The 18,768-nt window shown below is 41.7% G+C and carries 15 protein-coding genes and 1 pseudogene; 6 read left to right on the forward strand and 10 right to left on the reverse strand.

Annotated features, from left to right (window positions below):
• Positions 1-72: 72 nt before the first annotated feature.
• The 8 genes from AC58QC_RS03770 to AC58QC_RS03805 form a co-directional block, all read right to left on the reverse strand.
• The gene (locus tag AC58QC_RS03770) at positions 73-909 is read right to left on the reverse strand and encodes a carbohydrate ABC transporter permease (protein WP_497413857.1); all 837 of its coding nucleotides are present in this window, start codon (positions 907-909) and stop codon (positions 73-75) included.
• A 37-nt stretch (positions 910-946) separates the two neighbouring features.
• The gene (locus tag AC58QC_RS03775) at positions 947-1,813 is read right to left on the reverse strand and encodes a carbohydrate ABC transporter permease (protein WP_497413858.1); all 867 of its coding nucleotides are present in this window, start codon (positions 1,811-1,813) and stop codon (positions 947-949) included.
• An 81-nt stretch (positions 1,814-1,894) separates the two neighbouring features.
• Positions 1,895-3,208, reverse strand: a complete 1,314-nt coding sequence (locus tag AC58QC_RS03780) for an extracellular solute-binding protein (protein WP_497413859.1) — start codon at positions 3,206-3,208, stop codon at positions 1,895-1,897.
• A gap of 222 nt (positions 3,209-3,430) precedes the next feature.
• On the reverse strand, positions 3,431-6,151 hold the full coding sequence (locus AC58QC_RS03785) for a glycoside hydrolase family 2 protein (protein WP_497413860.1): 2,721 nt from the start codon (positions 6,149-6,151) through the stop codon (positions 3,431-3,433).
• A 215-nt stretch (positions 6,152-6,366) separates the two neighbouring features.
• Positions 6,367-7,287: an ArsR/SmtB family transcription factor gene (locus tag AC58QC_RS03790; protein WP_497413861.1), complete on the reverse strand. Its 921-nt coding sequence runs from the start codon at positions 7,285-7,287 to the stop codon at positions 6,367-6,369.
• 94 nt (positions 7,288-7,381) lie between these two features.
• The gene (locus AC58QC_RS03795; protein WP_497413862.1) at positions 7,382-8,023 is read right to left on the reverse strand and encodes a bifunctional 4-hydroxy-2-oxoglutarate aldolase/2-dehydro-3-deoxy-phosphogluconate aldolase; all 642 of its coding nucleotides are present in this window, start codon (positions 8,021-8,023) and stop codon (positions 7,382-7,384) included.
• A 4-nt stretch (positions 8,024-8,027) separates the two neighbouring features.
• On the reverse strand, positions 8,028-9,176 hold the full coding sequence (dgoD, locus tag AC58QC_RS03800) for a galactonate dehydratase (protein ID WP_497413863.1): 1,149 nt from the start codon (positions 9,174-9,176) through the stop codon (positions 8,028-8,030).
• Between the two features lie 126 nt (positions 9,177-9,302).
• A complete protein-coding gene (locus tag AC58QC_RS03805) occupies positions 9,303-11,102 on the reverse strand; it encodes a glycoside hydrolase family 2 protein (protein WP_497413864.1) in 1,800 nt (599 codons plus the stop codon).
• A 397-nt stretch (positions 11,103-11,499) separates the two neighbouring features.
• Here AC58QC_RS03805 and AC58QC_RS03810 point away from each other — a divergent pair, with 397 nt between their 5' ends.
• Positions 11,500-11,964, forward strand: coding sequence for a DUF2243 domain-containing protein (locus AC58QC_RS03810; RefSeq protein WP_497369759.1), 465 nt, complete (start codon positions 11,500-11,502; stop codon positions 11,962-11,964).
• On the forward strand, positions 11,954-12,742 hold the full coding sequence (locus AC58QC_RS03815; protein ID WP_497413865.1) for a cytochrome c oxidase assembly protein: 789 nt from the start codon (positions 11,954-11,956) through the stop codon (positions 12,740-12,742). The genes AC58QC_RS03810 and AC58QC_RS03815 overlap by 11 nt, the downstream gene beginning before the upstream one ends.
• Positions 12,743-12,806: 64 nt before the next feature.
• Here the strand turns inward: AC58QC_RS03815 and AC58QC_RS03820 are convergent, their stop codons facing one another.
• Positions 12,807-12,932 (reverse strand): hypothetical protein, encoded by a 126-nt coding sequence (locus tag AC58QC_RS03820; RefSeq protein WP_268240221.1) that lies wholly within the window; start codon positions 12,930-12,932, stop codon positions 12,807-12,809.
• Positions 12,933-13,102: 170 nt separating this feature from the next.
• Between AC58QC_RS03820 and AC58QC_RS03825 the strand changes: the two genes are divergently transcribed.
• From AC58QC_RS03825 to AC58QC_RS03840, 4 genes and pseudogenes are all read left to right on the forward strand, one after another.
• On the forward strand, positions 13,103-13,387 hold the full coding sequence (locus AC58QC_RS03825; protein ID WP_497413866.1) for a WGxxGxxG family protein: 285 nt from the start codon (positions 13,103-13,105) through the stop codon (positions 13,385-13,387).
• Between the two features lie 92 nt (positions 13,388-13,479).
• Positions 13,480-14,337 carry a manganese catalase family protein gene (locus AC58QC_RS03830; protein ID WP_497413867.1) on the forward strand — a complete coding sequence of 286 codons (858 nt, stop codon included), beginning with the start codon at positions 13,480-13,482 and terminating at the stop codon, positions 14,335-14,337.
• Between the two features lie 572 nt (positions 14,338-14,909).
• Positions 14,910-15,169 (forward strand): annotated as a pseudogene (locus AC58QC_RS03835) (MBL fold metallo-hydrolase); the annotation flags it as partial.
• A gap of 87 nt (positions 15,170-15,256) precedes the next feature.
• The gene (locus tag AC58QC_RS03840; RefSeq protein WP_497413868.1) at positions 15,257-15,775 is read left to right on the forward strand and encodes a DUF3231 family protein; all 519 of its coding nucleotides are present in this window, start codon (positions 15,257-15,259) and stop codon (positions 15,773-15,775) included.
• Positions 15,776-16,160: 385 nt separating this feature from the next.
• Here the strand turns inward: AC58QC_RS03840 and AC58QC_RS03845 are convergent, their stop codons facing one another.
• Positions 16,161-18,761 (reverse strand): glycoside hydrolase family 38 N-terminal domain-containing protein, encoded by a 2,601-nt coding sequence (locus tag AC58QC_RS03845; RefSeq protein WP_497413869.1) that lies wholly within the window; start codon positions 18,759-18,761, stop codon positions 16,161-16,163.
• Positions 18,762-18,768: the final 7 nt, after the last annotated feature.

An 18,768-nucleotide genomic window follows, 5' to 3' on the forward strand; every position in this document is an offset into this window, starting at 1 on the left:
TAAGAAAGTGCAAACTGCTCCCCAACAGAATATCAGGAAGCAGTCCTTTCATTTCTAATATACCGCGCGGCATTATTCCTTTAGCGCAGAGGATATGGATAAACCTTCCGTAAAATACTTTTGAACGAAAATAAAAATAATCAAAAGCGGTAGAGCAGACATCACCGTGATCGTGTTTACTAGTGTAAATTCATTTTCAAATGTTCCTTGCGCCACAGTTAACCCCGCAGTAATTGTTCTTTTATCGAGACTGTTTGTCGCTACTAGCGGCCACAGCAAGGAGTTCCAGTTGTTTCGAAATGCAAATAATCCGACAACAAAAAGTACTGGTCTACTGAGAGGTATGATCATCTTGGTAAATATTTGCCAAGAATTGGCGCCGTCCATATGTGCCGACTCTTCCAGTTCCCTAGGAATCCCTCTCATAAATTGTCGTATTAAAAATATATCAAAAGCATTTTCAATGCCTGGTAAAATCAGCGCCCAATAAGAATCAATCAATTTAAAATCAGACATAATTTTATATAGCGGAACAAAGTTAACGATGCTAGGGATCATCATCGAGGATAACAATATCCAGAAAATGATTTCTTTGCCCTTAAACTTCATTCTGGCAAATGCGAAAGCAGCCATCGAACAAAGGATAAGCAGTAATGCCGTGTGTACGGTCGCTACAAACGTAGAGTTCCACAACCATTTAAATACTGGCGCATAAGGAGTTTCAAACAACACGACAATATAATTTTGTAACGTAAACTTATGCGGTAAGAGTTGATCCGGATAAATGGTAACATCCATTTTCGATCGGAATGATGAAATAAAAACAAAAAGTATAGGTACGATAAATAAGACTGAAAAAATCGAAAGCATACTAAACACGCTTGTTTGTGTTGCATTTATTTTCTTCATATCGGTACTCCCCTCTGTATGGCATCTCTCTCCTTAGTTAATCCGTCCTTGATAACAGAAAATACTGAATGATGGAGAACAAACAAATCACAACTCCAAGTAGAACTGACATCGCGACTGCCATACCAGCCACGGGAGGATTAGCAAAGGCATACTCTCTAATATACATAATTACTGTTTTCGTCGAATTTGCCGGACCGCCTTTACTGAACATATAGGTTTGTCCGAAAACATTAAAACTTGCGATCGTTGTTAATACGAATGTGTACGAGAATTGATGCTTTAAACCTGGCATTGTAATGTATAATGTCTTTTTGAATTCGCCAGCTCCGTCTATCGAAGCAGCTTCATATAAACTTTTAGAAATATCGCTCATCCCTGCTAAATAGATGACCATATTACCGCCAATCGTCCACCAAACCGTCATTCCTATTAGCGCGATCCATGTATAAGGCTGTTCAACCGCCCAAGGGATATGCACACCTAGAAATTTGTTAACAGCTCCGAATCGCCCATCTAAAAGCCATTGCCACATCAAAGCAATCGTTGCAACCGAGAATAACCCTGGCAAATAAAAAACACTTTGGAAAAAGCCTGTTCCTTTTACTTTATGATTCAATAATACGGCTAAAATAAAAGGAAAAATAATTAAAGGCGGAACAGAAAAGAGTGCAAACTTAAACGTATTCCCCATTCCGTTCCAAAAATCTTTGTAATACACGCTATCGGTCTTGAATAGCAGCGTATGATAATTTCTAAAACCAACCCACTCTGCAGGACCGTACATATTCCATTTTGTAAAGCTATAATAGATTGCAGTAATAAACGGGTAAGCGAAGAAAATCGCGAAGGGTATTAATACTGGCAATAAATATAGATACGGCGTCCATTTTTTTTGTGCCATTTGAAGTTCACCTCTTAAGTTCGGTGCAGTTTAAGTAGCAAAGAGAGGTAAGGATGTCCCAACCTCTCTCGCCATTAAAAACTACTGATTATCGACTATTTCCTTAGCTTGTTTCGCTGCATCATCCAACATTTTCTTTACATCTGTTGCTTCTTTCCAATAAAGCTGCATGAATGCTGCTACCGCTTTTTTATTGATTGGATCGTTTGCAGGACCTGCTGGAGGAATTGCAAAAACGTCCATATTATCTTTGAAGAAGGAATAAGGCATCTTTTTAAATTCTTCACTATTTAACAGACTAATTTTAGCAGGGATATGTCCTGCTTTAGCCATGCTAAGTCCGTTGTCTTGCATAAACTTCAAGAACTCGATGGAAGCCAATTTCGTATTTTCGTCTGCAGCTGCCTTCGTCATGACACCTACGCCAATTTCGCTCCATACACCTTTTTTACTGCTGAACAATTGAGGGAACTGCACAACACCCCAATCCAATTTTGCCTTTACTTCTGGATTATCAAGCTGAGATAGTTCCCAAACACCGTTAAAGTGGAATAATACGTTGCCCGCTACAAACGGAGGACGACCTGCTGTTCCTTTGGTAACCGTATATTCATTTAATTTCATAACTTGCTCGATTGCCTTTACGCCTGCTTCATTATTAAATGTAGGCACTTTAAGGTTTGCTGGATCAACTGTATTGGAATTGCCTTGGTAGATCGCCGTGTAGAAGTAACGGAAAAATACCGCTGGGTCAGCGCCGCTCAATGAAATCCCGAAGTAATCTTTACCAAGCGCCATCGTCTTCTTTGACATTTCGATTAGTTTATTAAGATCAAGATTCTTCAAATCTTCTTCTTTATAACCAATTTGGTTAAGTAATTTCTTATTGTAGAACATGACCCACGGGTGTACTTCTACAGGTATGCCATACATTTTCTTATCAAACGTAACAGCATCGTTCAATTGCTTTAAGGATTCTTCTTTCTTCATACCCACTTTGTCCATCAATTCATCTACTGGCAGCAATAGTTTCGATCTTTGCTGCATATAGACATCATTTGAACCTACATAAAGGATATGCGGCAACCCAGTGCTTGCTGAATTGGCAGCAGCCAGCTTCTGAGATAATTCATCTGCTTTCATAATGTTTTGCTTGACGGTTACGCCATTTTTGTTTTCGCTATTGAATTTTTGAACGATTTCATCCATGAACTTCGCATCTCCGCCTGTAAGCGGATGCCAGTAATCAAGTGTTACAGGTTTCCTTGCGACAGCAGCAGCTGGAGTTGCGCTATTTTGCGCATCAGCCTTAGGCTTCGTTGAAGACTGACCACATCCTGCCAAGAGAGAAGCACATAATGTTAATGCAGTTGAGATTACAGCTATTTTTTTCATATAACCCTCCTGGTATACATTCTATTATGATTGGCCACTTCGCACGATCGCAAACGCTTTCATGCGATTAATGTTATATTATCACATTCGTGATTATATAACAACATTTTATTGAATAAATAGGTTGAATAACAATGAAAAATGCGTAAATTGGTGTTTTTCTCATTTTAATCACAACTTTAGTTGTGATTAAAATGATTCTTAACGATCAATAATTCATAATTATACAGAAAGCTTTTCTATGATCTTATGCAGCACTTGTCCAGCAATCGGATGTTTGGCGTAGTTTTCCATAAGCCTCCAAGTCACCACTACGATAGACCCTTTGCCATGAGGTTTTCGTACAATTGAGCCACCTACTTGACCAATCCAACCTTGGAAATATCCAGAAATAATTTCACTGGACTCGGCTACACTTGAGTTACCAAATACGGAGATCGTTCGGCGGCCATTACCCATTTTATAGTTTTGAAACGGCATAACGTATTTAGGTATTAATGCATCGACTTCCCAACCCATTTCTGGTTGAAGCGGAATATTGTCAAACCACTTAGTATCAACAAAATTAAACGATGAAGCTCTTGGCCAGCTCTCCCCTTCAGGCAAAAGACGAAATGTAAATTGGCCTCTTGACGGCAGCCCATTGCCTTGTTCAGCTAAAAATACGACTTGACCGCCTTGACTTGCAAAAGTCAACACCTTTTCATCTAAGCAATCAGTGAGGACGACCGCATTCATCTGTAAGTCAGTTTGAATATCGAAACCTTTTGTTTGCAATTGATGAATCAATGATTCTGGTAATTGATAAGGCGTAATAGCGCTAGCTTGATTTTCAGTAGACACAGGAGAAATCGTCAATTCTTCCTCATTACATGCAACCTGATTGGTTCCATGCAACAACTCAAATGAAAGCTTATAAAAGCCCGGTTCGCTTACTTCTGGCGCAATAAAATTAATCGCATTTTTCATCGTTACGTGAAGCTTCCCATCCAGACTAACCGGAATCGTTTCTGTAAGGTCAGTTCCTTCGATATGCCAACGCAATACGCCGTCGAATGATTTCATGTCATTATTGGAGATAATGATATCCCATGATTGGTTTTCACCGGACCAAAGATTATGCTTTACGTTATTCGCCATAATAACTAATGAACCGTTAAAATCCTTCAGCCGCTCGAAGCCTTCTTTCGGATTGCGTAAAAAATCAAGCCATCCATTCGTTTCCCATTCGATATCTGTAAATTCCGTTACGACATACCCCGCGACTTGAGGGCGTTTGCGCATTTCTTCAATAACTGATTTGACTGCGCGGAACATGCGTCTTTGTGACGCAACAGCGAGATTCTCGAAATTGTCGAACGTTTTATGCAATTTAAATTTGGAGAAGTTTTCTTCTGCAGTTACCGGCCTTTTGTAGTCATCTTGATGTGTTTCTTCCCCTTGGTTAATAAACCACCAAGGCTCTTGATCTCCATAATGCTCTTTGAGTGCCTCCATACTTGGAAGTCCCCAAACACCAAATTCAGATACGATAATCGGTTCACCATTCGACCGATAATTGCCCACGAAATTTTTATTTGGATCGCCGATTACAAATTCATCTAGATCATGTTGCCACTCCGTTAATTGATCAGGGCATACAAAATAGCGGTGATGGTCGTTAATATCTGTTTTCACATGTGTCCAGCCACTGTTATCGCAAATGAGTCTTGTTGGATCATATTCTTTCAGTTCATCATACATTTCAGCAACATGACTTTGTTTCTCGGTATCACGGTCAAGATCCCACTCCAAGCCCCACTCTTCATTATAAATCGACCAAATAATGATGGAAGGCCGGTTGTAATCTCTATCTACCATAGCTCTTAATTCGTTTCTGAAACGACGTTGACTTGTTTGTGTCCATTTAACGTAATTTGGCGGCTCAGCCCAGATTAGCATGCCCATGCGGTCTGCCCAATACAAATAGCGCGGCAGTTCAATTTTGATATGTTTACGCAAAAGATTGAAACCCATTTCTTTCGCAAGTTGAATTTCTCGTTGAATGTATTCGTCGGAAGGCGCCGTATAGATCGTGTCTGGGTAGAAAGCCTGATCCAGAGCACCTCGCATGTATAATGGCTTATCGTTTAGCTTGATCATACCGTCAGCATGCTCTACCTTGCGCATACCAAAGATCTCTGTTTTCGTATCAGAATCGTCTCCGCTTGCTAATGTAACTTCAAGTTCGTACAAGTGAGGATTCTCTGGTTCCCACAAAATAGGATCTGGCATTTCGACTCGGAAACATCCATCCGCAGATTTAATTTCAATTTTTCCTGTAATAATAGATGAATTATTATTTAAATGAACTTTCACGGCATAAGCAAGATCCCCGCTTGCTAACTGTCGTCCGCTCAAACGATATCTGACATCAATTTGACTGCGATCGACATGGGGGGTAATCCAGATATGATCGATAAATGAACCTGCTCGTTCTTCCATATATACGTCTTGCCATATGCCGCTAACTCGCGTATACCAAGTGCCCTGTTTGCCAATTGGAATGTCCGAGTTATCCTGTGGATCATAGACGCGCACTGTACATGTCTGTTCTTGCTGATCGTTCAAATAATCCGTAATATCGAACTCGAATGGGGTAAACCCACCTTCGTGCTCTCCGACGAATTGCCCGTTAATCCACACGCGTGCCATATAATCAACAGCATCAAAATGCAGAAACATCTGCTTTTGGCAATTGCGATCAGTTACTTTAAACTTCCGCGTGTACCACGCAGTACCATAATAATTTAACAATTCTCCCCCATCTCTTTGCCATAAATGGGGAACCTGCACTTCGTTGCATGTTGGCAGTTGACCTTGATACCAGTCCTCTGTTTCACCAATATCTTTCGGATCTACGGCAAAATTCCATGTTCCTGAAAGACTCCATCGATTTCTCATCGTTTATCTCTCCCTCATAAAACTAACCACAATGTCATCATTTACATGTTTATTTGTATCATCACTTCATTCATAAAAACCAAAGCCAATAACAACTTTTCACATTAATTAATATATCATTTTTTATTGTTTTATTACAATAGTTTCGGTTAAAAAACCATTTTTTGCATATGAAAAAACGCCTTGCAAGCGCAAGACGTTCATTATGATTCGATCTATTTACGATCATTGGCATATTTTATTTTTAATATTAAATCCTGCTCATAATTTCCGAATCGTTTACCAAACAAATTCAGACCGCCGCCATTCACGGCATCTTTTTTTATTCCCAAGCGAATAGAAATAAATGGTTTAGCCGTCAAATTCAAATCCGCTATCGTCACATCGGAAATCTGTTTGCCGTCTATGAAGCTGCCTTTCGTATTAACCGCCCAATTCTTTAATAGCCCGAACTGCGTATTATTGATTGTCCACCAATCAGGAGTTAAAAAGCCTCTTTGACCTCCAAAATCACCAGGACTTGTCCATGTACCGACTTCAACACCATTGACCCAAAACGTAATGTCGGAAGGCCAATCTAGTTTATGGTACGGCGCTTCCGAACAAATTTCAGCAGAAAGTTCAATCTCCTCCGTTTTGGAACCATAAGGAACACGATTTGGAAAGCGATATTCTACAAAACCCGATCGGAACCAAAGCAATTGCGCCTCTTTTCGTTCAGGCTCATAAAAGGATCGCGGATCATCATTCATACCTAGCATTTTGTGCTCACTAACGAGACCACAAGTCGGTTCCACTTCGCAATCCGTATACTCGCCTATAGGCATATCTAAAATCAGGTGATTTTCAAGCTGTGGCTCAGCAGGTGTTAAATTAATTATGATCCGATCATATCGCTTCGAATTAATTTTTTGACTGCCTCGACCTGGCACCATTTCAGTCGAAATGAGTCCTGCGTCCTCTAATTTCTTAATATTGACGGCTGCAGTTGAGAAAGGGAGTTCCATCAATTGCGCTAGCTCGTTTACATTAAGCGGCCCCTGCGTAAGTGCATGTAAAATTTGCATCCGATGTTCATGCGATAACGCTTTGCATACTTCAAGCGCTTCGTCTAAAGTGAGCTGTAACGTTCTCATAAATCCCTCCTTTTACTGCTGCATTATTATACCGCGAATAATAGAGTTGCGTAAATACATCGTTACTATAGCCGAATGCATATAGTAAAGCTGCTTACCCGCGCTGTACAACAGCTACAAGCCGTTTCGCTTTTTCTTTAATCGCCTCGAAATCACCGGCAGCAATCTGTTTTTTATCAATTAAGCTGCTCCCTACACCAAGTCCAATAACCCCTGCGTCTAAAAACTCACTTGCGTTGGATTCATCAATGCCGCCAACAGCAATCATATCAATATGATTCAACGGAGCGCAAATTTCACGAATGTATCTGGCGCCCAAGGAAGAAACAGGAAACAGCTTCACCATCGGTGCACCCAACCGCACGGCGTTCATAATCTCTGTCGGTGTTAACACCCCAGGGATTGGTGGCAAGCCAAGCTCAATCGAAGTTCGTACCATTTCTTCATCCAAATTTGGCGAGAGCAAGAAGCGGCTTCCCGCTTCTGCTGCTTGACGCGCCATAGCTTCATCCAGCACGGTCCCGGCCCCAATGACCAGTTCTTGACCAAACTGCTTATTCATCTCACGAATACACGCTAAAGCGCCCGCTGTATTCATCGTTACTTCGACAAGTCGAATTCCTCCCGCTTGCAAAGCCTCAAAGAGCGGCTCCATGGATTCAAGAGGAACTCCGCGTATAATCGTTATTAATTTCTCTTTTTTGACTAGATTAACAAATTGTTTGTTATTATCCATCATTCTACCACTCCGCAACCGTACCGTCCGCTTGCCTCCACACTGGATTTTTCCAGTTATGTCCAATTTTAGCCATTTCTCTTACTTTTTCTTCATTTACTTCAATGCCAAGTCCAGGACCTTTCAAGTTTTCGACAAAACCATCCTTATAGTCAAATACATTCGGGTCTGTTAAATAGTCTAAAATATCATTGCCTTGATTATAATGAATGCCTAGACTCTGCTCCTGAATAAAAGCATTCGGCGAACAAATATCAACATGCAAGCAAGAAGCCAGCGCAATTGGACCTAGTGGACAATGCGGCGCTAATGCCACGTCGTAAGCTTCCGCCATCGCTGCGATTTTGCGTGTCTCCAAAATGCCCCCAGCATGGGAGACATCTGGCTGAATAATATCGACAATACCTTGAGCCAATATTTCTTTAAAGCCCCAACGCGTATACATTCTTTCTCCTGTCGCAATAGGAGTAGCAATGTATTTCGCGATTTCTTTGAGTGCTTCGTTATTTTCCGGTAAAACAGGCTCTTCGATGAACATTAAGCGGAATTGCTCCAGCTCCTTGGCTAGCACTTTAGCCATCGATTTATGCACGCGACCATGGAAATCAACACCAATGCCGAAGTCTTTTCCACATGCTTCACGAACTGCAGCAACACGAGCGGCAGTTTCTTCAACTTTGGCAAATGAATCGATGTAGTGCATCTCTTCGGTTCCATTCATTTTCACAGCAGTAAATCCTTGATCTTTTTTCTCTTTCGCAGCAGCCCCGACATCGCTCGGTCTGTCACCGCCTACCCAAGCGTACACACGTGTACGATCACGGCAAGCACCGCCTAATAAATCGAAAATCGGCGCATTATAATACTTGCCTTTAATATCCCAAAGAGCTTGTTCAATACCGGAAATAGCGCTCGTCAAGATCGGACCGCCACGGTAGAATCCGCCGCGATACATCACTTGCCATAAATCTTCAATTCGCATCGGATCTTGCCCGATCAGATATACTTTCAGTTCCTCAACAGCAGCTTGCACGGTATCCGCTCTACCCTCAACAATGGGTTCCCCCCAACCAACAATCCCTTCATCGGTCTCAACTTTCACAAACAGCCATCTTGGAGGCACTTTAAAACATTCTACACTACGAATTTTCATCCTCATTCACACCTTTACATTAATTTATTTTTTTAATCTTAATTCCCATTCAGTCTCTTCAACTGTCAAAAACAACGATCTTTCTTGACCGTGGGGTGTGTCCGGATAGTGTGTACTTATCTTCAACTAATCTTGAATGGTTGGCACGCGCCACATGGCATGGATTTGCTTAATGGCATTCAAATCACACTTCGGTTTACGATCATAGGTCAACAAACCATTCACTTCCTGTTCCACATCAGTCAATTGCGTATAGCAGAATCCGTGTATCACTTGGGAACTGTAAACCGCTTCAACCACTCTACGATACTGTGTGACAAAGTCTTCCTCATTTGCAACAGATGAATATCCCCATCCCTCATCCGAACCAATTTTATAAGCGATTCCGCCAAACTCCGTCAACAAAATCGGCTCTCCTTGATGAGAAAATCCTTGCGAATAAATGTCTCGCTTAGCAGGCTGCGAGTGCAAGATATGCTCTTTCGTTGATAACGAAAGTTTGAAGTGCTCGTATTTCTCCAGTTGCTCGGGCTGACCGTGATTGTAATTATGGACAGCGCAGATGTCCGTCCTCGTCAATTCCCATCCGTCATTGGAAATGACAAGGCGCGTCCCATCCAAAGAGTGAATCAGACTATACATGGCAAGGCTGTGATGCTGCTGCTGCATATTACTGTTCACCATTGGAATGCCCCAACTTTCATTAAGCGGCACCCATGCTACGATACAAGGATGATTATAGTCGCGCTCTATAATTTCAATCCATTCTCTCGTTAACCGAGCTGCTGCATCATTGGAATAAGAAGCAGAAGCGGCACACTCGCCCCACACGAGAAATCCGAGGTGATCCGCCCAATAGAGAAAGCGCGGGTCCTCAACCTTTTGGTGTTTGCGGCAGCCGTTAAAGCCCATTTCCTTCGCTAACTCGATATCAAGCTTCAAATCATTATCTGTCGGAGCTGTTAATAAGCCTTCCGGCCAGTATCCCTGATCCAGCACCAGCTTCTGATAATATGGCTTGTTGTTTAAGTACACCATGCCGCGCTCTGTATGGATTTTACGCAACCCGAAATACGAGCTTACTTCGTCAACGATGACATCCGCTTTACTTAAAGTCATGGATACATCGAACAAGTTTGGCTTCTCTGGTGTCCATGTCCAGCCTTCATGATGAAATCCTGTTCTGAATATGTGTCGATTCAATAAATGATAAGCTCGTTTTGTATACCGTTCTTGAATCGATATGCGATCTGTAATGACTTGTTGTCCCTTAAAAGAAATGCAGATGTCAAGCGCCGCGCCTGTATACGGCCCCTCCACTTCGAAATCGACAATCACATCCCCGCGATCCAAATCGGGTGTGAATTTCACTTTAGCCAAATGCACAGTTTGTACAGCTTCCAACCATACAGATTGCCAAATACCTGTTGTGCGCGTATACCAAATAGCGTCCGACTTCTCGACCCAATATTGCTTGCCTCTTGGAATTGTTTCATCTGTTGACGGGTCTTCTACCCGCAAAACAACCTGATCATCAACCCAATTCAGCTCATTCGTAATATCAAAATGAAAAGGAACGTTACCGCCTTCGTGCGTACCGACATAAGCGCCGTTCACATACACCCAAGCGCGATAATCTACCGCACCGAAATGCAGCAGCACTCGTTTCCCTTTCCATGCTTGATCAACTATAAAATTGCGCTTATACCAGACCCAATCGTGAAAAGATGGATCATGAATACCACTAAGCTTTGTCTGATAGGCAAAAGGAACTTCGATTTTTTGCGTAAAATTTCGCTCGGTTTTGTACCATTTTTCTTCTGCGCCGACATTATGATCATCAAATTCAAATTGCCATGTGCCGTTAAGAAGCTTCCAGTCTTTACGAACAAATTGCGGTCTTGGATATTCTGTACGATATGTCATAATTGTTTCACTCCTATATTCTCGGGAAATTTAGGTTTATGGACGCGCATGAAAAGCAGTAAACCAATCACGATTATTATGAATATTATTGTAATAAAAACAACCGTTTCTGTAAAGAGTGTATTATCATTGCCCTCATCCCACACTATTACCCCATAACACGGATTGATATTTCCCCTTTCTAGTCGATTTTTATGCGAATAATGTTAATACAAAAACAATAATTGTTGCAATTATAAGTAATGCCGCCAGCTTTTTTGCACGCCATACATATATGCCGCTTTCTCTATTTTTTAACCTGATGTTGTCTTGAATCTATAAGCGGTTACAATTCCATAAAAAGGGCAAATTAAAAATAAGATATGTAGCTTGAAAATATCAAAAGGAGTTATAAAAAGTGGAAACAGCTAACCGTAATCTGTGGTCGGGTATATTATTTGGCCTTGGTTTAGTCGGCTTTATCGATGAAACAGTATTTCATCAACTCTTGCATTGGCATCATTTCTACGACAAGTCCACGACCCAAATTGGTTTGATTTCCGATGGTTTGTTTCACGCTTTTAGTTGGTTTGTGACGGTTGGGTCGCTATTTATGTTTGCAGATCTTCGACGTAGAAAAGCACTACACCTAAAAAGGTGGGTTAGCGGCATTTTACTAGGTGCTGGCTTTTTCCAACTATATGATGGAACAATCCAACATAAAATCTTGCGACTTCATCAAATCCGTTACATCCCAAATGTCATCATTTACGATACCATATGGAATATTAGCGCTATAATTATGCTTTTCATTGGAATCATTTTAACTATTCATTCCCGTATTAATGTTCATGTCGAGAGGGCACCTTCGGATGACAAATGATCATTTTACTCATGGCGGTGGCGCTTACTCTGACTTTATCCTCATACTCCTATTTTTAGGTGTATTATTTTTTTATCTGTACGCTGCAGTCATATCCAGTCGCACCTATAAGCAATGGCCCTTCTCACGTTATATCTACTGGTTAATAGGTTTACTATGTATTGCGCTATCTGTTGTTGGCCCTATAGCAAATCTTTCACACATAAACTTCACAGCGCACATGATAGGTCATTTACTTCTTGGGATGCTGGCTCCTCTATTCATTGCACTTGCAGCACCTGTGACTCTCATCTTAAGGACTCTCCCCCTACAATCAGCTCGTAGGATCTCACGGATACTTAGAGGCATGCCGTTTCGTATGTTTAGCGATCCTTCAGTAGCTTCAATATTAAACATCGGTGGACTATGTATCTTATACACAACCAACTTATATTCGAACATGCACAAGTTTTCAATTTTACATTTAATAGTTCATCTACATATATTTACTGCAGGTTACCTATTCACAATCTCAATGATTTACATCGACAGACCACCCCATCGAACTAGCTACGTTTACCGTGGTATTATCTTTATATTTACCATAGCCGCACATGGCATATTATCTAAAACCATTTATGTGAACCCTCCACTTGGAATATCAGCCATTCAAGCGGAAAACGGTGCTAAGCTTATGTATTATGGCGGGGATGCAATTGACACTTTTATTATTATTATCTTTTTTTATCAGTGGTTAAAAATCAGACAACCTCGTAACTCATTAATATCTGAAACCTAGCATAGCCTCACTTCATTGAAGTGAGGCTGTTTGATCAGTTTATTAAGTTGTTGAAATAAATTTATTAACCACCTGAATTAATATTTGCATCATCAATACCATTATTGCTGCTACTTTTTTTACTACTGTTTTGATTTGGTTTTTGGTTTTTTTGTTTTGCTGATTCAATACTCTTTTTTTGGTTCGTCATGACTTTAGCCCACCCATCTAAGTAATTGGAACATCAATATTATATGTTTTTCGGAACAATCTACACCTTCCATTTAGTGGACTACTTTGGTAATCTCTCATTCGTATAATTGATTTACATAAAGGAGAAAACAAACGTGTAAACAAATTGATTTTAAGGAGAGAAGCCAAATGAAAAAGAAGGTCTTTATGTTTTTTTTTAGTATCTGTTTTATGTTTCTGTTGTGTACAGGGGTATCGAGTGCCGCGGATAATACAGGTATGACTGGATCGGTAAATAACGGATATGGTTCAGTTAACGGTACGACTACTACTAATAGTTACGGGACAAATTCAACACCTACTTATAGAACTAATGCTGCTACCGATGACAATGATTCCAATTGGGGCTGGCTTGGCCTTCTAGGGTTAGTCGGTTTAGCTGGTTTAAAAAAGCGGAATCGTGAACATACCTAAACATAAACAGTTGTCCAAATAACCGTCTTTTCTAGGCGGTTATTTTATTATTCAGCCCCGAGAATTCAATTTCAAAGGAAATGAGTGAATATATGTACTATTATAAAGAAGAACTTATTAATCAAATTGTTCCAGACCAACCAGATCCAGCTGCAGCTAAAGTTTTACAAGAAGCACTTGGCGGACACTATGGTGAGATGAGAACCATGATGCAATATTTCTTTCAAAGCTCTAATTTTCGAGGCAAAGCTACTCAATATCGTGACTTAATCCGTGGGGTCTTTCTAGAAGAAATTTCTCATGTGGAACTGGTTCAAAATACGATAAATCAATTACTGAACGATTCTGGTAACTCCACAGGTGTAGGGAATTCAGGTGTCAATGGGGCACCTCTTGATGAAGCCGTCAAACATGCAAATCCCCACCATTTCATTGTCGGCGCTCAAGCTTCCTTACCGGTCGATGCAGGTGGAAACCCATGGAATGGCTCATGGGTGTATTCACATGGTAATTTGATTGCTGATTTATTGGATAATTTAGTACTCGAATCTACAGGAGTACTCCAAAAAAGTAGAATTTATGAGATGAGCTCCAATAAAACGTTCCGTGAGACAATTGGGTTCCTCATCGTTCGAGACAATGCACATCAAAATGCTTTTGCTAAAGCTTTAGAAACGTTAGGTGTTGATTGGGGAAAACTTTTCCCAGTTCCTAATTACGATATTAATAAGTATCCGGAATGCAGAAAATTTGTAGATATGGGTTATCATAATATGCAGTTTAACTTCCGTTTAGATGATACGCGCATTGGTGAGGTTTTCCAAGGTGTATCACCAAGTAGAAATAAAGGACAGCTATTAGTTACCCCGCCACCGATGGGATTCCCAGTGCCTAACTTACCTGATATGCCAAATGAGCATAGCCCAGGATTGCAAGATATGAATTTTTAAAGCTTTCATACTTATAGGTTTACTCCTGTATCGGCAGGAGTTAGCCTATTTAATTTTGATAGACTTTTTCTAGTTGTTGTCATTATTGAATATTTCATCTAGGTCTGAATTTGACGTCATTGTATTTGTATCCTCCCTTTTGCAAAAAATGGACTTCCAGCTATATTATGACGCTATTTCCCACCGTAATACAGGTGAATTTCGCCGCTTGATAATGGTACATATAAAACACTTCGTTTTTTTCCCTTTTAACAAATTGCTCATTTTCGCAAAGTAAACAACGCATGTAATCACCTCTGTTGTATTGTGCCCAAAAGAAATAATCAAAAATTCACTTTTCAGTAATTTTATTCTATATCCAGTTATAGTTATCAAGTTCAATTGGATATAATATCGAGAATTTTAATTCATTTTAAACTAGGGGGACACTAATGGAACATATCCATTATGGGGATATGGAAGATACATTGGCAGATAATTATATACCGATGACTTCCATTAGAAGCGGTGTCGGTGGCGAGGTTAGCCATGATATATTCTGCTATCCCAATCAGATCGTTAATATAAGTTTGGTTGAGCAAGACTCACAATACAAGGTCTTAACTCAGAAGAAGCAGCTGACAGGACCTCCAGTATACTTTACAACCGATTGGCAGGCTGCTGAGCTATCCGTTAGAAGGCTTGAAGCTCTAAAGCCGAGTATAGCAATATCCGGCCATGGGTACCTATGTCTGGTGAGGAGCTAACATGCGGTTTATCACAATTGGCAGCCGATTTCAAAAATATAGCTGTCCCCGACCATGGCCGTTATGTAGATAACAATATTCATTAAAAATAAATCGACGGACACATGAATTTTAAAGGAACAAATGGGTATGTTAATCAAGTCATTAAATTAGAAAAAAGGAGCTAAACTCATATGGGAATTTTAAGCGGTAATCCAAAAGATGAACCTCTACACTACGGGGAAATCTTTAGTGTATGGACAGCATCCACAGTGGCTAAAGGAGCTGTATCCTGTTATCAAGCTTATTTAAATCACTCAGGAGACAAAGATCTTAAAAAGGTACTCGACGGTCTCATTGATCAAGCAAATCTTGAAATTAAAGAATTAGATAAAGTGCTGATTGATAACGGAATTGCCACAATTCCAATGATGCCTGAACGACCACCGGTAAAACTCGAAGATATCCCCGTCGGGGCAAGATTCGCTGATCCCGAAATTGCAGCCAAAATTGCAGCTGACGTCTCATTGGGATTAGTTGCCTGCAGTCAAGCTATGGGCCAATCCATTAGATTGGATATAGGTGCTTTATTTGCAAAATACCATATAACTAAAACGGCATTAGGCGTCAAAATACTTGAGATGAGTAAAGAAAAAGGTTGGCTTGTTCCTCCTCCACTACAAATAAAAAGACCTGAGACTGTTAATGCTTAGTTTGACTAAGATAGTAATATAATTTGTGAAATTAGGCATAGATAAGTAGAAACAGCTTCCTCGAAAGATGAGGAAGCTGTTTCTCTTTTGAGCCTTTTTTTTGAGTTACATTTATACATAATCTTTAATTCGTCATGCCAATCAAGGTAAGCCATTTTTCCGTCAAAATGGAAAGGCAACTAAACGGGGTGTATCCCCCGGTTACGGATTAGACTTCCTCCATACAAGAAATTAAATAAGCGTTCACCCAATAGAGTGAACGCCCTCCTATTTGTCACTTCAACTTTTATGTCTACTTCAACCTTTATTGTGTACTTTAATACTTTAATACCTCCCAACACTGGGCTGAAGAAGAAAGGAATCAACATTCGTATTCGTTATGTCATCAGAAATGTTTTATTGCAAAGGTTCGCATTTGGAACGGTCCAAGAGAAACCTCTAATCCATTAACTCGGTTGTAAGGAACTGGCTCAGCTTTGGACTGCAGTATGGCGTTTTGTTCCTGTACCGTAATCCTATCATTCGTAAGAACCGGCAGATGGATTAAGCCTATTGCGCCATGCCCAGAAGCATCATACAGACGAAGTATCCAAGCATTTTGCTCGCTGCAATAATGGAAGGAGGAAATCCCAATTTCCGGTTTATCGGAACGAGGTCCTTGGGCAATATACATAGCGACTGATGGACGGATTGCTGTAACGAACGGCATATTAAGCGATTCAGCAGCACGGTCGTATTCGGCGAAGTCCTCTGCTTCTTCCGAATGACGAGCCCAAATTTCATAGGTGTAATTATGGGTAACTCCCTCTTCATAGGCGAGGTCAGACGGAGCCTTATAAGGCATTGCTGCAGATCGGGTCAATGCCAACCATGCTGTTGCTCCTTCTAATCCATTGCCTGGGATCCCCACATTACTAATCAATAACCTAGCGTCGCCGCTTTCGATCCGGCTCCAATTCTGCGCTGGGAACTCACCTTCGCCACGATCTACCCTGCCAAACGGGATTTGCTGCACCATGGAAGGCTGTTGAAAGCTGGTTGGAAAGGCGGCGATGACCCGGTATTGCTTCCCGGTACCCGTCAAGCTTGTAGTGAAACGCACACGATCACCATTCGCATCTAGTACAATACGTTTGGTATAGGTCAATTTATTGTTCCAAAAGGAGATGGAACCGGTACTGCAAAGAACGACCCGATCCTGCCCTTCCTCTTCAATCCGAATGCTTGATGTCGAGCTTGCGCTCGATTGACCGAGCCATCTTCGCGAATATGGCAGCTGTTCCTTAAAGCGGATGAGGCCGTTCATCGGCGTAGCTCCCGTATATGCCCCATTCAAGATCGGCTCATCGTAGAGCCATAGGTCTCCTTGATCACGCAGCAAAATAAGTTCGTTCCATTCCGTTCCGTCTTCTACCCAATTCCATTGCGCTTTGGATTCATTCGAGTTGCTAACAAAACGCTTAATGCCACCACTGGAGGAAATATGCAGCTGCATAAAGCGGTTCTCAAATACATAGCCGCCACTTATTTCATGGAGCGTATAGCCACGAGAACGAGTGTCGTCCACAGCATCTTCAGTCAACTCCAAGCGGTATGCCATGAGCGTCAGTGCTTCCAGCTTATCGGAAAAAGCGACCCGCAGCTTGTGCGCGCCAAAAGCGTCCATCTCCACAATCGTGCAAGTAACCGGCAGTTCGGTACCGTCACCATTGATAACACGTACTCCAGAAACTCCAGCGGTTGTGACAGCGATATCCAGCTCAATTAGCTCTTGACGCACGAATCCGGAAGGATTAAATACATAGGCAACCACACCCTCGCCGATATGGTCCTGCATGCGATCCATTAGCGTTGCCGCAGCATCGCTAAGATGACGCTCAGCCCGCTGATACCGCTTCATCGTATCTAGGTACCCTTCGTCCAGAATCGTCCCGCAGATTATATCGTGGAATTGATTGTAAAGCACCTCTTTCCACGCTTCCTGGATGGGGAAATCGACAATGGGTTTATCGACCTTGTCAGTTAGCAGCAAGACTGCTTGCAAACGCTCAACGGCCTGCAGTCTCCATTCCAACTCACGGTTCTTCAGCTTAATGCCCATTCTCGAGCTGTATGTCCCCTGAAAAACAGGATTAATGTCACCTTTAAAAACTTGCAAAGACTGGGCATCCGCCTTCACGGCATCAAGGAATGTCTGTGCCGTCGAGAACTGTACAGACATCAGCTCTTCTTCATATCGCTCGTTAAACAACCGAACTGCTTCCGCCGCTTCCCGCTGCGGTTTAGCCATGTCGCCTCCGTTCGGAAGTAGCACATGACCAGCTACGGAGGTAACATCTTGCAGCATCGCAACCTTCTGTCGAATCGTCTCCGCATTGCCCGCTTTCCCAAAATTCAACTCCAACGCGTTCTGCACATTGGATGAGAACATGATCAATCCATAGCCCCCATGAAGGCGATGCGCCCATACCTTCGTGCCGTCGAGGCCCTGCCATTGGAACGGGGTTGGCATGTTTTCGTCCGCTCCCCGGGAAAACACGTACATTTCATATCCAGTCTCTGCCAAAAGCTGCGGCAGCTGCGGATGATGTCCGAAGCAATCCGACATCCACGCAACACGCACATCTACGCCTAGCAGCTCCCGGCATAGCTTCCTGCCTTCTTGCACTTGTTTGATAAACGACTCGCCCGAAGGCAAATTGACGTCCGGCATGCAGTACATCCCACAGGCTATTTCAATTCTTCCTTCGGCGGCAAGTTTTCGAAGCCGCCCACGCTGCTCCGGAAACCTGCGCCAGTATTCCTCAAGAAGAATCATCTGCTCGATCATGAACGTATAAGCAGGCTCCGTTTCCATGATCCGCAACGCTTCATGGATATGCTCAAGCGCATCACGCAAATAATCGTCATATGTTTTTAAGTAAACCGTGTCATAGTGAAAATGCGGGAGCAGATGAATCACGGTAGGTTTTGTTTCGGAAGCCATGCTGCCT

The organism is Paenibacillus sp. J22P51, assembly GCF_059692215.1.